Annotated in this window: 14 protein-coding genes; 4 read left to right on the top strand and 10 right to left on the bottom strand. The window is 64.6% G+C overall.

Features of this window, described 5'->3' with window-relative positions:
• Window positions 1–8 precede the first annotated feature (8 nt).
• The 7 genes from R2C4_RS10805 to R2C4_RS10775 all read right to left on the bottom strand — a co-directional run bounded on the left by R2C4_RS10805 (window position 9) and on the right by R2C4_RS10775 (window position 6996).
• Window positions 9–788 (bottom strand): ABC transporter ATP-binding protein, encoded by a 780-nt coding sequence (locus R2C4_RS10805; RefSeq protein ID WP_027238073.1) that lies wholly within the window; start codon window positions 786–788, stop codon window positions 9–11.
• Between the two features lie 133 nt (window positions 789–921).
• Window positions 922–1695: a phosphate/phosphite/phosphonate ABC transporter substrate-binding protein gene (locus R2C4_RS10800; protein ID WP_141890632.1), complete on the bottom strand. Its 774-nt coding sequence runs from the start codon at window positions 1693–1695 to the stop codon at window positions 922–924.
• A complete protein-coding gene (locus R2C4_RS10795; RefSeq protein ID WP_058287817.1) occupies window positions 1692–2132 on the bottom strand; it encodes a tellurite resistance TerB family protein in 441 nt (146 codons plus the stop codon). The genes R2C4_RS10800 and R2C4_RS10795 overlap by 4 nt, the downstream gene beginning before the upstream one ends.
• Window positions 2132–2593, bottom strand: coding sequence for a tellurite resistance TerB family protein (locus R2C4_RS10790; protein ID WP_058287849.1), 462 nt, complete (start codon window positions 2591–2593; stop codon window positions 2132–2134). Before R2C4_RS10790 ends, R2C4_RS10795 begins: the two co-directional genes overlap by 1 nt.
• 43 nt (window positions 2594–2636) lie before the next feature.
• Window positions 2637–2930: a DUF1330 domain-containing protein gene (locus R2C4_RS10785; RefSeq protein ID WP_058287816.1), complete on the bottom strand. Its 294-nt coding sequence runs from the start codon at window positions 2928–2930 to the stop codon at window positions 2637–2639.
• A 189-nt stretch (window positions 2931–3119) separates the two neighbouring features.
• Window positions 3120–6191: a valine--tRNA ligase gene (locus R2C4_RS10780; protein ID WP_141890631.1), complete on the bottom strand. Its 3072-nt coding sequence runs from the start codon at window positions 6189–6191 to the stop codon at window positions 3120–3122.
• A 367-nt stretch (window positions 6192–6558) separates the two neighbouring features.
• Window positions 6559–6996: an Lrp/AsnC family transcriptional regulator gene (locus R2C4_RS10775; RefSeq protein WP_141890630.1), complete on the bottom strand. Its 438-nt coding sequence runs from the start codon at window positions 6994–6996 to the stop codon at window positions 6559–6561.
• A gap of 104 nt (window positions 6997–7100) precedes the next feature.
• On the opposite strand from R2C4_RS10775, the gene R2C4_RS10770 reads away from it, so the two are divergent.
• Genes R2C4_RS10770 through R2C4_RS10760 form a run of 3 tightly spaced genes read left to right on the top strand, consistent with a single transcriptional unit; the run spans window position 7101 to window position 11652 of the window.
• Window positions 7101–8252, top strand: coding sequence for a type III PLP-dependent enzyme (locus R2C4_RS10770; RefSeq protein ID WP_141890629.1), 1152 nt, complete (start codon window positions 7101–7103; stop codon window positions 8250–8252).
• A gap of 48 nt (window positions 8253–8300) precedes the next feature.
• Window positions 8301–10598 (top strand): xanthine dehydrogenase family protein molybdopterin-binding subunit, encoded by a 2298-nt coding sequence (locus tag R2C4_RS10765; protein WP_141890628.1) that lies wholly within the window; start codon window positions 8301–8303, stop codon window positions 10596–10598.
• Window positions 10576–11652 carry a DUF2235 domain-containing protein gene (locus tag R2C4_RS10760; RefSeq protein ID WP_141890627.1) on the top strand — a complete coding sequence of 359 codons (1077 nt, stop codon included), beginning with the start codon at window positions 10576–10578 and terminating at the stop codon, window positions 11650–11652. The genes R2C4_RS10765 and R2C4_RS10760 overlap by 23 nt, the downstream gene beginning before the upstream one ends.
• Window positions 11653–11740: 88 nt before the next feature.
• On the opposite strand, the gene R2C4_RS10755 is transcribed toward R2C4_RS10760, so the two are convergent.
• The 3 genes from R2C4_RS10755 to R2C4_RS10745 all read right to left on the bottom strand — a co-directional run bounded on the left by R2C4_RS10755 (window position 11741) and on the right by R2C4_RS10745 (window position 13765).
• The gene (locus tag R2C4_RS10755) at window positions 11741–12256 is read right to left on the bottom strand and encodes a DUF2867 domain-containing protein (protein ID WP_141890626.1); all 516 of its coding nucleotides are present in this window, start codon (window positions 12254–12256) and stop codon (window positions 11741–11743) included.
• 95 nt (window positions 12257–12351) lie between these two features.
• Window positions 12352–12831: a PaaI family thioesterase gene (locus R2C4_RS10750; protein WP_141890625.1), complete on the bottom strand. Its 480-nt coding sequence runs from the start codon at window positions 12829–12831 to the stop codon at window positions 12352–12354.
• A gap of 64 nt (window positions 12832–12895) precedes the next feature.
• Window positions 12896–13765 carry a methylenetetrahydrofolate reductase gene (locus R2C4_RS10745; RefSeq protein WP_058287808.1) on the bottom strand — a complete coding sequence of 290 codons (870 nt, stop codon included), beginning with the start codon at window positions 13763–13765 and terminating at the stop codon, window positions 12896–12898.
• A 98-nt stretch (window positions 13766–13863) separates the two neighbouring features.
• Between R2C4_RS10745 and R2C4_RS10740 the strand changes: the two genes are divergently transcribed.
• Window positions 13864–14769, top strand: coding sequence for a LysR family transcriptional regulator (locus tag R2C4_RS10740; protein ID WP_008553559.1), 906 nt, complete (start codon window positions 13864–13866; stop codon window positions 14767–14769).
• Window positions 14770–14807 lie beyond the last annotated feature (38 nt).

Here is a 14807-nt window from a genome sequence, read left to right as displayed (position 1 = left end):
GTTATTGCTCAATGCGCGTGGCGCGTCGAGGACAGGAAGGCGCGCAGCCGCTCGGAGCGGGTGCCGCCAAAGACTTCGTCGGGGGTGCCTTCTTCTTCGATCAGGCCCTGGTGCAGGAAGACAACGTGGCTGGAGACGTCGGCAGCCATTTTCATGTCATGGGTCACGATCATCATGGTGCGGCCTTCGGCAGCCAGGTCCTTGATCACCCTGATCACTTCCTGTTCCAGCTCCGGATCAAGGGCGGAGGTGGGCTCGTCAAACAGCAGCGCCTCGGGTTCCATGCACAGCGCGCGGGCAATCGCGGCGCGCTGCTGCTGGCCGCCCGACAGCTGGGCCGGGTAGACATCGCATTTGTCGCCGATCCCGACCTTGGTCAGGTAATAGCGGGCTTTCTCCTCCACCTCAGACTTGTCGCGGCCCAGCACGGTGACCGGCGCTTCCATCACGTTCTGCAGGATGGTCATATGGGCCCACAGGTTGAACTGCTGGAATACCATACTGAGATTGGTGCGGATGCGCAGGATCTGCTTGGCGTCGGAGGGGCGGCGGTTCAGCCCCTGGCCGGTCCAGGTGACGGGTTCGCCCTTGAACAGGATCTCGCCTTCCTGGCTGTCTTCCAGCAGGTTGCAGCAGCGCAGAAGGGTGGACTTGCCCGACCCCGAAGACCCGATCAGCGAAACCACATCCCCCTTGTGGGCGGTGATATCCACGCCTTTGATCACTTCCAGCTCACCATAGGATTTGTGCAGGCCGCGGATTTGCAGAACGGGCGTTGTATCGGTCAAGGTGTCGTTGTCCCTATGAGTGGAAATTCGTTCTTATTGGACCGAAAAAAAGACCGAATGCAACGTTCAAACCGCACAAGCTGGCACCGCAGGCCGCAAAACGGGGGAGTGTGCCGCCGTTTTGGAAGGGGCGCTACGTCAGCTCTGCAGTCCGGATGCGCTGACTGGTCAGCACCGGGCCAGGCGGCGTCGGCACCGCCAGGTAGCCGCTGGGAGCGATCTGAACGAGGCCGTTCAGGTGCAGCAGGCGGCGGGTCTCCGGGTCCAGCCCGCGGATGGCGGATTCGATTGCGGAAAACAGCGCCTTGGTGTCGCCGCCCAAAGCGGTGATATAGGGCAGCCCGGGCGTGGGCTCGGTGCGCTCGATCTCTGTCAGCCCGGCGGCGAAACCATCGAATTCACGGACCATTTCCCAGGTCAGCGCGTCCAGCGCGGCAAAGTCGGCGCGGCCCTCGGTCACGGCTTCGGCAGACAGCCGGTGGCCGCCGGTGTCCACCAGCGCGCCGGGCAGGATGCTGCGGTCATGCAGATGCACCATCGGCGCCGCCCAGCCCGATTGCGACAGCGCTTCGTTGTAGGCAAAGCGGCGTCCGGCAAAGCTGCCAAGGGGCTGGCCTGCGTCCTCTTTGCGGGCAATGAAGACGCTGTTGTAATGGCCGGGCGGGCAGCCGGGCAGGCCGTAGTCGGGGGTGCCGACAAGCTCTACCTCGCCGTAAAGCCGGGTGCGGTAAGGGCAGCCGCAAGTCTGCGACAGCAGCAGATCGGGGGATTTCCAGACCTCCCAGAAATCGGCGCCGCGGGTCAGCTGCCCGGGGCCGCCGCCAAGGTGATCGCGGATCGAGGCCCAGAACCGGTCGTTTGCCGCCGCGGTTTCCGGGCGGTCGTACATTTCAAGATGAGCAATCATAAAGCAGCCTCTGCCCGTTGGCGCGCCTTGGCGCTGTCCACGTCCGATACCCCCAGCAGGCTGGCTGACAGCCGCAAGAGCGCGTCTTCGTTCGCATCGCGGCGTCCGTCGGCCAGGGCCACCTGCCACAGCGCCTCAAGCACGCCGGTGCGGTCCTCATAGGCCACGGCATCCTTGATCGCGCGGGTAAAGCGGACGGTGTCGGGGGCCTCGGCCTCCATCGCCTCCGCCTGTTCGCGCAGGATCAGCGCGCCGCCGGTGTCCAGCCCGTAGCGGGCCGCCAGAATGCGGTCGATGCGGTCCTTTTCCACTTCGGAATAATTGTGGTCTGAGCGGGCAATCCGCACCAGCAGCGCGGTCAGCGCCAGCCGCGCGCCTTCGTCATCCAGCGTGGCAGGCGCGGGCTCCAGCAGGCGGTGCAGAAGCTCCCGGAACATCAATGCTCTCCAGCGGTGCTGCCGAGTTTCTCCTCGGCGCGCTCCCGGGCCTTCTGGCTGTCGGTATAGGACAGGCCCATCGCCTTGCGGGCCTCCTCGACGATGGTGACTTCGCCCTCGTGGGCGCTGCCGTCGGCCAGCACCACTTCCCACAGCGCGTCCAGCGCGGCGAGGCGCTCCTCCAGGCCGGTGGTTTCGCGGATCAGCCGCCCGAAGGTGTCGGTTTCCGGCGCCGCGGCGTGCAGCTTCTCGCAGGTGGCGCGCACCTTGGCGGCCTCGATCGCGTTGTGCTGGTAAAGCCGGGCCAGGATCCGGTCGATCAGGCTGATCTCCTCCAGCTGGTAGTCGCGGTCGGATTGCGCCACCCGCACCAAGAGCGCCCCCAGCGCCAGTTCGGCATCCGGGTCGGGCAGGGCCGGCGGTTCGGACGGGCGGAAAGCTTGGAAGAATTTCTTAAGCAGGGGCATTCGATGACCTCAGTCAGCTGCGCGGCGGGGCGCGGGATTATTCGCCGTAGCCTTCGATGATTTCCATATCACCGGCAGACACCGGATCGCGCAAGGCCTTGGCGTCCTGGTAGGCCACTGAATCATAGCAGGCTTTTGCGGTTGCGAAATCCTTGAATTCAATCACCACCGTGCGCGCCTTCATCTGCCCTTCGCGCACTTCCTTCGGGCCGCCGCGGATCAGGAACCTGGCGCCGTATTCCGCAAACACCGGCCCGTTGGCGCTGATGTAATCCTTGTAACGCTCCGCGTCATTCACATCCACGTGGGCCACCCAGTATCCTTTGGGCATGGGGTGCAGCCTCCCTTCTTTTTATGGTTGAGTTCAGGCTGATACAAATCCGTTCCGAACACAATGGGGCGGTTATTAAGAATTTGCCGTTCTGACGGAATTTGCGGTTGTTTCAGTATGTTGCGCCGGAAAGGAAAACGCCCGCCAGACACGGCGGGCGTTTCAACCATGATTAACGGCAGGGCCGTGTCAGCCGATTTCAGCCAGGCGTGCCAGCGCTTCCTTGACCTTGGCTTCCTCTTCTTCGCGCGCGGCGAGGTTTTCGCGCGCCTCTGCCACAACCTCTTCCGGGGCGGAGGCCGCGAATTTCGGGTTGTTCAGCCGCCCGCGCAGGCCGCCCAGCTCCTTGGCCAGCTTGCCCAGGGTCTTTTCCAGCCGCGCCTTTTCGGCGTCCACGTCGATCACATCCGCCAGCGGCAGACCGAAGGAGGCGCCCGGAGCAGCGACCGAGGCGCAGCCTTTGGGGAAGCTCTCCACCTGTTCCAGCGAGGTGATGCGGGCCAGTTTCTGGATCATCGCCTCGTTCTTCTCCCAGGCCGCGCGGGCCTGATCGGAGAATTCGGTCACCACCATCGGGATCTTGGCCCCGGCCGGCACATGCATCTGCGCGCGGGTAGAGCGGATGTTCTCGATTGCGGTGATCACCCAGTTCATCTCGGCGTCCGCTTGCGGGTTGACCAGCTCAGTGCCGTAGGCCGGCCAGTCTTCATGCACCAGCATGTTCGAACGCTTGGCGGTGTTGCCCCACAGCTCCTCGGTGATGAAGGGCATGATCGGGTGCAGGAGGATCATGCACTGATCCAGCACCCAGCCCAGCGTCTGGCGGGTCTCGGTAATCACCGCCTCATCTTCGGAGCCGAACAGCGGCTTGGACAGCTCGATGTACCAGTCGCAGACCTTGCCCCAGACAAAGGCATAAAGCGCATTGGCCGCATCGTTGAAGCGGAACGCCTCGAGGGCGGCGTCCACTTCAACCCGCACCTTGGCGGTCTCGCCAATGATCCACTGGTTCACGGCTGCCTTGGCATCCGGGCAGGCGTAGGCGGGGACGTTCGGGTCATAGACGTTGTTGAAATGGGCAAAGTTCACCGCATTCCACAGCTTGGTGCCAAAGTTCCGGTAGCCCTTGAGCCGCTCCATATCCAGCTTCAGCACGCCGCCAAGCGCCGCCATCGCGGCGGAGGAGAAGCGCAGCGCGTCGGCGCCGAACTCGTCGATGATCTCCAGCGGGTCGACCACGTTGCCGGTGGATTTCGACATCTTCTTGCCCTTGGCGTCGCGCACGAGGCCATGCAGGTAGACGGTGTCGAAGGGGATGCGCTTCTTGACCGGCAGGTTCTCGTCCAGCACCGCCAGCTGCATCATCATCATCCGGGCAACCCAGAAGAACAGGATGTCCTGGCCGGTGACCAGGGTCGAGGTCGGGAAGTACTTCTCCATTTCCGGAGTGGTGTCCGGCCAGCCCAGCGTGCCGATCGGCCAGAGGCCGGAGGAGAACCAAGTGTCGAGGACGTCAGGGTCGCGGAACATCGGCACTTGCATCGGCCCGTCAAAGCTGCGGATCGCGCCTTCGTCCTGCACGTCCATCAGCTTGACCTGTTCGGCCAGAATCTTCGCCGCTTCGTGCTGATCTGCAACGATGCGGAATTCGGTGCCTTCGGCGGACTGCAGGCGTGCCTTTTCCAGCGCCTCTTCCTCAGTCGCGGCGCAGATCGGGTACCAGTCCTCCTCGCCGGGGATGTACCAAACCGGGATCTGATGGCCCCACCACAGCTGGCGCGAGATGCACCAGGGTTCGATGTTCTCCAGCCAGTGGTAATAGGTCTTCTCGCCCGATTCCGGCAGGATCTTCACATCGCCATTACGCACGGCATCCAGCGCCGGGCCGACAACCTTTTCCGCGTCCACGAACCACTGGTCGGTCAGCATCGGCTCGATCACAACCTTGGAACGGTCGCCAAAGGGCTGCATGATCGGTTTGTTCTCGACGTAAGGCACCTGCACCTGAACGTCCTCGCCGCTCTCAGGGTCGGTCTTGGTGACGGTCTGCATCACCGCCAGGCCTTCGCGGGTGATCTGCTCCACCACCAGTTTGCGCGCCTCGAACCGGTCCAGACCGCGCAGGTCGTCCGGCACCAGGTTGATGGCGTCGGCTTCATTCTCGCTCAGGGTCTGTTCGCCCTTGGCCACTGCCATGGCAATGCCGACGGCTTCTGCGTAGGGGGCGCCGTCGTCGCGCATCTGGCCCTTGGTGTCCATCAGGCGGTACATCGGGATGCCGCCGCGCTTGGCAACCTGGTAGTCGTTGAAGTCATGCGCGCCGGTGATCTTCACCGCACCCGAGCCGAAGTCCTTGTCCGGGTATTCATCAGTGATGATCGGGATCAGGCGGCGGTGCTCCTTGGGGCCGACCGGGATTTCGCACAGCTTGCCGACGATGGGCGCATACCGCTCATCGCTGGGATGCACCGCAACCGCGCCGTCGCCCAGCATGGTCTCGGGCCGGGTGGTCGCGATAGAGATATAGTCGCGCTCTTCCTCCAGCGTGACGTTGCCGTCGGCGTCCTTCTCCACATAGGTGTAGGTGGCGCCATTCGCGAGCGGGTACTTGAAGTGCCACATGTGGCCCGCAACCTCGATGTTCTCGACTTCGAGGTCAGAGATCGCGGTCTCGAAATGCGGGTCCCAGTTGACCAGCCGCTTGCCGCGGTAGATCAGGCCCTTGTTGTACATCTCCACGAACACCTTGATCACGGCGTCATGGAAGTTGGGGGAGTTCTCGTGGCCCACGCGGGTGTCGCCATGGGCGCCCGCCATGGTGAAGGCGGTGCGGGAGAAATCGCAGGACGCGCCGAGGCGTTTCAGCTGCTCAACAATGGTGCCGCCGGATTTTTCCTTCCACTCCCAGACCTTCTCCAGGAATTGCTCGCGGCCCAGCACGCGGCGGGACGGCTGCTGGGTCTTGGCCAGCTCACGCTCGACAACCATCTGGGTCGCGATCCCCGCGTGGTCGGTGCCCGGCTGCCACAGGGTGTCGTACCCCTGCATCCGTTTCCAGCGGATCAGGATGTCCTGCAACGTGTTGTTGAAGGCGTGGCCCATGTGCAAGACGCCCGTGACGTTCGGCGGCGGGATCATGATGCAATAGGTGGAGGCTTCCGGCTTGGCATTTGCGCCTGCCTTGAAACAGCCGGCCTCTTCCCAGGCCTTGTAAAGGCGGCTTTCGGCCTCAGCCGCGTTGAATGTCTTTTCCATCGCCATGCGCTAGGTCCTGCGTGCGTGTAAATTTGGGGTCGCGCTATCCCTTACCGAAAGGGGCGGCAAAGGGAAAGTCCCAGCGGCACCGGGGCAGTGCGGCGGCCTGCCGGGCGTGGCATCGGTCAACTTTTATGGAACCAGCGGCGGGCGGGCGCGTTTTCCGTTAACCAAGCGCCGCGCGGAACAGCGGTGGCGCACCGGTCTTTCAAGCGCCCCGCAGCGGCGCCGAAATCAAAGACGCCCGGCCCCTGCTGACGCGCATTCCGCGGTACGGGCCGGGCGCACGATTTTCCGGAGAGCGCGACACCTTAGGCCCGGCGGCCGTAATCTCCGCCGCAGGCAGCTGGATCGCGCACGGACCGTCTGCCCCTTATTGCCCGGTCCGGTCCAGCTTGGTCGCCAGGTGGATCAGGCTTTCCGACGAGCGCACCCCGCGGGCTTCCGCGATCTTGTCGATGGTTTCGTCCAGTTCCGCAGTGCTTTGCGCCACCACCTGCGCCAGCAGATCGAACCGGCCGGAGGTGGTGTGAACGACCTCAACCCCCGGCAGTTTGCGCAGCCGCGCCAGCACCTCCGGCCCGCTGCGCGGCTCGATCGACATGAGCACCGTGGCCTGCAGCGGCGGGCGGGCGGCGGCGCAGGATTTGAGCGTGTAGCCGGTGATCACCCCGGTGGCCTCCAGCCGCTCGATCCGGGCCTGCACTGTGGTGCGGGCAAGGCCAAGATGGCGCGCCAGCTCGGCCACCGGGCGGCGGGCATTCTCCCGCATCAGTGTGACAAGGCGCTGATCGGTGTCGTCGGTTTGCATGAAATGCCTGCGATCTGACGAAAGTTTTCGTCACTATAGGCAAAGTGACGAGCGGAATCGACGGAAAACTCGCGGAAAATATGTAAAACGAATGAGGGTTACAGATGCAGCAGATTCCCCCGCTTTGGCTTTCGCCTGAGTCCCACCTGGCCCGCAGCGCGCCGGATCATCCGATCCTGTATTTCTCGCCGCGGGTCCTGCACGAGGTGGCGCGGCGGTTCAGCCAGGGGTTTCCGGGGCTGGTGACCTATGCGGTCAAGGCCAACCCGCACCCGGCGGTTCTGTCCAACCTCGTGGCGGCGGGGATCACCGCCTTTGATGTGGCCTCGCCCGCAGAGATGGAGGCGGTGCGCGCCGCCAGCCCCGATGCGGTGATGCATTACAACAACCCGATGCGGTCCGAAGCGGAGATCGCCGCCGGGATCGAACACGGCGTCGCCAGCTGGTCAGTGGATGAGCTGAGCGAGCTGGAAAAGCTGGACGCTGTGCCGCGCGCCTGCGAGATCGCCGTGCGCTTTGCGCTGCCGGTGGCGGGCGCGGCCTATGATTTCGGCAGCAAGTTCGGCGCCGCGCCGGAGGAGGCGGTGGAACTGCTGAAGCAGGTGGCGGCCAAGGGCTGGACGCCTGCCTTGTGTTTCCACCCGGGCACTCAGTGCGAAGATGAGATGGCCTGGGTCGAATATGTCCATGCCGCAAAGCGGATCGTCGATGCGGCGGGAGTGCGGATTGCGCGCCTGAATGTGGGCGGCGGCTTTGCCGCCAACCGCGATGGCGTGGCGCCGGATCTGGAAAAGGTCTTTGCCGCCATTGGCACGGCGGCGGATCAGGCGTTCGGCGCGGAGAAGCCCACGCTGATCTGCGAGCCGGGCCGGGCGATGGTCTCCGAAAGCTTCACCCTGGCCGCCCGCATCAAGGGGATGCGCAAGGACGGCGCGGTGGTGTTCCTGAACGACGGGATCTATGGCGGCCTGGTCGATATCCGCGACATGGGGCTGCCGGGCCGGGTTGAGGTCGTGGCCTCCGACGGCACCCACCGCAGCGGTGTCCGCAAGCCGCGGGTGGTGTTCGGACCGACCTGCGACAGTCTTGACCGGCTGCCGGACGGGCTGCCGCTGCCTTGCGATTGCGTCGCGGGGGACTATGTGCTGTTTCCGGGGCTGGGCGCCTATTCCTCGGCCATGAGCACGCAATTCAACGGCTATGGCCTGTCTGACGTGGCGACGGTGATTGAGCTGGCTGGACAAGCGGCCCGCTGACAGTAGTCTCGCCCCCGCAACAGCAGCCAGCGCGGACAGGGGGCGAGCATGGAAAAATTCGGGAAAAGCCAGCCGGTAAAGCGGGTCGAGGACGTCAGGTTCCTGACCGGCCAGGGGCGGTACATCGAGGATGCTGCCCCGGCGGACGCCTTGCGCGCCTGGGTGCTGCGCAGCCCGGTGGCGCATGGGGAAATCTCAGCGCTGGACGTCGAGGATGCGCGCGCGGCGGAGGGCGTCCATGCGGTAATCACCCTGGCCGATCTGGAAGCTGCGGGCATCAACACCTCGATGGACGGCTCGCTGGTGACCAACCGCGACGGCACCAAGGGCGCGGCGCCCGAGCGCCCGATGCTGGCGCGTGGCCGGGTGCGCTATGTCGGGGAGCCGGTGGCGGTGGTCATCGCGGAGACGCTGGATCAGGCCCGCGATGCGGGGGAGCTGATCGAACTGGACATCGACGATCTGCCGGTGAAGCTGGACGTGCTGCCGGGCGGTGCGCCGCTGCACGCGGGGGTTCCGGACAACAAAGCGTTTGACTGGGGCATGGGCGATGAGGCCGCCACCGCGGCGGCGTTCCAAAGCGCGGCCCATACTGTTGCGCTGCAGGTCGAGGACAACCGGATCATCGTCAATTCGATGGAGCCGCGCGGCTGTTTTGCCGAGTGGTCCGCGGAGCGGCTGCATTTCTGCTACGGCGGGCAGGGGGTCTGGGCGATGAAATCCCAGCTTGCCGCCAAACTGGGGCTGGACGAGGCCGCTGTGAAAGTCACCACGCCCGATGTGGGCGGCGGCTTTGGCATGAAGGCGATGCCTTATCCGGAGTATTTCGCGGTCGCCCATGCCGCCCGGACGCTGGGCAGGCCGGTGTTCTGGATGTCGGACCGCTCCGAGGCGATGCTCAGCGACAATGGCGGCCGCGACCTCACCTCGCTGGCGGAACTGGCCTTTGACGAAAACCTCAAGATCAGCGCCTACCGGGTCACCACCCGCTGCAACCTTGGCGCGTACAACTCTCATTTCGGCCAGCCGATTCAGACCCAGCTGTTCAGCCGCGTGCTGGCAGGTGTCTACGACATTCAGACCGCCTGGCTGCAGGTGGAGGGGATCTATACCAACACCACCCAGGTCGATGCCTACCGCGGCGCCGGGCGACCGGAGGCGATCTATGTGCTGGAGCGTGCGATGGACCGGGCCGCCCGCGAACTGGGGGTGGACCCGTGGGAGCTGCGGCGGCGGAACTTCATTCCGGCTGACGCGTTTCCCTACAACACCGTGACCGGAGAGACCTATGATGTAGGCGATTTTAGCAAAGTCCTGAGCCGCGCCGCGCAAGAGGCTGATATCGCGGGATTCGCGGCCCGCCGCGCCGAAGATGGTAAACGCGGCAAGTTACGGGGCGCCGGGCTTTGTTACTATATCGAAAGCATTTTGGGCGATCCTTCGGAAAGCGCGGAAGTGGAGTTTCTGGAGGACGGGCGGGTGCATATCTATGTCGGCACGCAAAGCAACGGACAGGGGCATGAAACCGTCTATGCCCAGTTTCTTGCCGACCAGAGCGGTATTTCGGCAGAAAAGATCCAGGTCATCCAGGGCGACAGCGACCGTATTGCCACCGGCGGCGGCACCGGCGGCTCGCGCTCGGTGACGACGCAGGCCAATGCCACGCTGGCGGCGGTGGATGCGATGATCGCCGCCTTCATCCCCTTCCTGGCGGAGGAGATGGGGGTGAAGGAAGAGGCTGTCGGGTTTGATGGCGAAACCTTCCGTGCACCGGGTTCGAACCTGACCCCCACCATGCTGGAAGCGGCAGAGATGGCCCGCGCGCACGGGCGGCTCGATCTGCAGCGTCACGCGGCGCGGGCCCGGCTGCCGGGGCGCTCGTTTCCGAACGGTGCCCATGTTGCCGAGGTCGTGATCGATCCGGAGACTGGGAATTCCGCTGTGGAGCGCTACACTGTAGTCGACGATTTCGGTAATCTGATCAACCCGGTGCTGGCCGAAGGCCAAGTGCACGGCGGGGTGGCGCAGGGGCTGGGACAGGCCATGCTGGAGCGTGTTGTCTATGACGAGGACGGACAACTGCTCACGGCTTCGTTCATGGACTATGCCTTGCCGCGGGCCAGCGGCGTTCCCATGATTGGATTCACCTCCGAGCCGGTGCCTTCGACACAGAACCCGATGGGGATGAAGGGCTGCGGCGAGGCGGGCACCGTCGGCGCGCTGGCAGCGGTGGCAAACGCGGTGCAGGACGCGGTCTGGGACCGCGGCGTGCGGCAGGTGGACATGCCTTTCACCCCGCTGAGGATTTGGGAAGTGCTTAGGGATGTTTCTGAAGCAGCTGAGTAAAAGGGTTCTAGGGTGGCTGGGACGGCCGCTGCGCTCGGAGCATTCCGGCGAAACCAAGCTGCGCGGGCCGCAGGCGCATGTGATCATCCTGGACGGCACCATGTCGACGCTGGAGGCGGGGCATGAAACCCACGCCGGCCAGCTGTACCGGCTGTGCAGCCAGACCAGCGGCCAGGTCTCGGTCTTTTATGAATCCGGCGTCCAGTGGAAGGGCTGGGGCAGCGCGCCGGACGTGATGATGGGCCGCGGCATCAACCGCCAGATCCGCCGCGCCTATGGCTATCTCGCCTCGCGCTACCGGCCGGGCGACCGGATCTATCTGTTCGGCTACTCCCGCGGGGCCTATGCGGTGCGCTCGCTGGCCGGGGTGATCGACCGGATCGGCCTGCTCAAGCCGGAGCACGCAACCGTGCGCAACATCCGCACCGCCTACCGCCATTACCGGCTGAACGGGCGCTCCAAGACCGGCACCGCCTTCACCAAGGCGTATTGCCACGGCGAGGTCGAGATCGAGATGGTCGGCGTTTGGGACACCGTCAAGGCGCTGGGCCTGCGGCTGCCGCTGCTGTGGCGCTGGGCGGAAAAGCAGCACAATTTCCACAACCATACATTGGGTCCCCATATCAAGAGCGGCTATCACGCGCTGGCACTGGATGAGACGCGCGACGTATTCAAGCCGGTGCTGTGGGACTGCCCCAAGGGCTGGAACGGCCACGTCGAGCAGGTCTGGTTCCGCGGCGCCCATGGCGATGTGGGCGGCCAGCTGGGCGGGTTCGAGGAAGCGCGGCCGCTGGCCAATGTCTCGCTGATCTGGATGCTGGAAAAGGCCGAGGAGCGCGGCCTGCCGCTGCCCAGCGACTGGCGGATGCGCTTTCCGGTCGACCCCAAGGCGCCCTCGGTCGGCACCTGGCAGGGCTGGGCCAAGATCTTCCTGCTGCGCAGCCGCCGCCGGGTCGGGCTGGACGCCAGTGAACGGCTGCACAGCAGTGTCGATGCTGGAAGACAGAACGCCGCATCGTCCGGTGGCTGGCTGGCGATGTTCTCCAAGACCTGAAGGCGGAGGGCCGGCCCGGCTGGCTTCCTGGTTTCAAGGAAACCGTCATTCCCGCTTGCATGCAAGATGCAGAGGGAGGGCTGTCGGATCAGACAGCGGCGCGGCGCTGCTCCAGCGCCTGCTTCAGGCGCTTCAGGGACAGGGCGACAATCAGCTTGTGGGCGGGCCGGACCGGGATCATGTAGGCGCGGCCAAACCGGTTCCGCGTCTTGACCGAGGAGGTCACGGACAGGACGCCGGCGCTGCTGGTGATACAGGTCATCACGTCCAGATGCCTGTCCCGCACGGTCAGGGTCAGGACCGTATCCGACACGGCTTCCACCAGAAAGAAATCCAGCTTGTCACCGGGCTGCACGCCCGTGTGCGGCTTGCTGGTGATGCCGCCGATGCGTTTGACGCCAAAACAGGCCGATATCGCGTCCCGCAGCCAGAACGCCAGCTTCAGGCCCGGCAGTGGCCGCGCGTGCATCAGGGTCCAGGCCTCCAGCGGGGTGACCGGCACTGGCAGAACAATGGACTGCGTGTCCAGGAAATCCAGCTCTGCGGCGGGGGCCAGGATTTGGATGCGGGCGGTGGCGGCCCGCGCGAAGGCATTTAGCGGCATGGCCGGCCCTTCCGCTGCGTGTCAGGTTACGGGATTGAAGATAATTGCAAAAATGCTGCCGGCAAGGCCCGCGGCAAAAAAACCGGCGGCCGGGGCTAGGCGGCTTTCATCACGATGCAGGTGGTGGTTCCGGTGGCATAAAGCCGCCCGTCCTCAACCCCGCGAAGCTCGCCATGCGCCACCCCGGTCGAGCGGCCAGCATGGTCGACGGTGCCGGTGCAGGTGATCAGGGTGCCCAGAGGGATCGGCCGCAGGATGTTGATCTTGAATTCCAGCGTTGTGTAGACCGAACCCTGCGGCACCCTGGTCATCACCGCGCAAGCCATGGCGCTGTCCAGCAGCGTGCCGTACCAGCCGCCATGCACGGTGCCCATCGGATTGGTGACGTGGAATTCGGGCGTGCCGCGGAACTCAACCCGGCCTTCTTGAACGCTGTGCAGGTGATAACCCAGCGTCTCGGCAATCGGCGGGCCGGGGAGGCGGCCCTCCAGAATGCCTTGCATGAAATCGAGGCCGGAGATCCGGGATATCTGCTCTATCGTCAGCAGGTCGGAGGGCTGTTTGGCATAAAACATGGCGCGCGGATCCTTGGCGGGGGTGTCCCCCGCATTAGGAACCGCGCGCCGGGGCCTGCAAGGCTTACGCCACGTTCTCCAGCGCCACCTTGGGCGTGACGCCCAGGGCAAAGCAGACGTCGCGGGTCAGTTCCGGGCGGTTCAGGGTGTAGAAATGCAGCTTGTCCACGCCGCCTTCCAGAAGGTCCGAACACAACTCGGTGCACAGCGCCGTGGCCAGCAGCTCCTCGCGGCCGTCGCGCAGCGCCTTGTCAAAGGCGTTTTCGACCCAATCCGGGATCACGGTGCCGCAGCGTTTGGCGAAATTGCGGGCGCCTTTCCAGTTCTCGATCGGCAGGATGCCGGGCGTCAGCCTGCTGCCGTCGATCCCCGCCTTTTCGCAGGCGTCGCGGAAGCGGAAGAAGGTTTCCGCCTCGAAGAAGAACTGGGTCAAAGCCTCATCAGCGCCAGCATCCAGTTTGCGCTTCAGCCATTCCACGTTGGCGGCCTGGCTGGCGGCCTCCGGGTGGCAGTCCGGGTAGGCGCCGACGCGGATGGTGAAGCCGCCGCGCGCCGCCAGACCCTTGATCAGCTCCACCGAGTCGGCAAAGCCTTCGGGGTGCGGCGTGAACTTGCCTTCGCCCTTGGGCGGGTCGCCGCGCAGGGCGACGATCTCGGTCACACCGGCCTCGGCAAACTGGTCTGCAATCTCCAGCGTTTCAGCCTTGGAGGCATTCACGCAGGTCAGATGCGCAGCCACATTCAGGCCGGAGGAATTGTGCAGGGTCGCCACCGCATCGCGGGTCAGCGTGCGGGTGGTGCCGCCTGCGCCATAGGTCACCGATACAAAGCGCGGATCCATCGGAGCGAGGACCTGCACGGTGTCCCAAAGCCGGAAGGAGGCTTCGAGATTTTTCGGCGGGAAGAATTCGAAGGAAATCTTGGGCGTCGTCATCTCAGGTCTCTCGCTATGTGTCTGTCTGCACTTGTTGCACGCGCAGCATTGTGAGACAATTTCATAATACTCAAGATTAACATGAGCGATCTGATAAGATGCATATCGAATTCCGCCATCTCCGCACGATCAAGGCCATCCATGAGGCCGGCGGGCTGGCCCGGGCTGCAGAGCAGCTGAACATCACCCAAAGCGCGCTGAGCCATCAGGTGAAGGGGCTGGAGGACCAGGCCGGGGTGGAGCTGTTCATCCGCCGGTCCAAGCCGATGAAACTGTCCCCCGCGGGCCTGCGGCTGTTGCGGCTGGCAGAGCAGGTTTTGCCGCAAGTCGAAGCGGCGCAAGCGGAATTTTCCTCCTTGCGGGATGGCAATACTGGCCGGATGCATATCGCCATTGAATGCCACGCCTGTTTCGAATGGCTGTTCCCGGTGCTGGAGGGCTTCCGCAAGAACTGGGGCGACGTGGATGTGGATATCCGTCCGGGCCTGGCCTTTGACGCGCTGCCTGCGCTTCTGAAGGAGGAGGTGGATCTGGTGGTGTCCTCCGACCCGGAGGACATTGCCGGTGTCGAGTTTATCGAGCTGTTTGATTACAATCCTGTCTTTGTCGCTTCAGCGCAGCATCCGCTGGCGGAAAAGCCTTATATCGAGGCGGAGGATTTCATCGGCCAGAGCCTGATCACCTATCCGGTGGACAAGGTCCGGCTGGATGTGTTCAGCCAGCTGCTGATCCCGGCGGGGGTGGAGCCTGCCTCGATCCGGCAGGTGGAACTGACGGCGGTGATCCTGCTGCTGGTCGCCTCCAACCGCGGGGTGTCGGTGCTGCCGGACTGGGTGGTGCGGGAGGTGAAATACTCTTCGGATTATGTGACCCGGCCGCTGACCAAAACCGGCATCACCCGCAGCCTGTATGCCGCGATCCGGACGGAGGACCGCGAGAAGCCCTTCATGCAGGAGCTGATCCGCTTGGCAAAGGTGGAGGCACGCAAGCTGCAGCATCAATAGATGCCGCCGCCAGGACGGGCGCGGAGCGGCTTGCGCCG

This window comes from Leisingera aquaemixtae, assembly GCF_006740765.1.
Lineage (GTDB): Bacteria > Pseudomonadota > Alphaproteobacteria > Rhodobacterales > Rhodobacteraceae > Leisingera > Leisingera aquaemixtae.
Note: the sequence above shows the minus strand (reverse complement) of the source record. Positions and strands in the feature narration are given on the sequence as shown.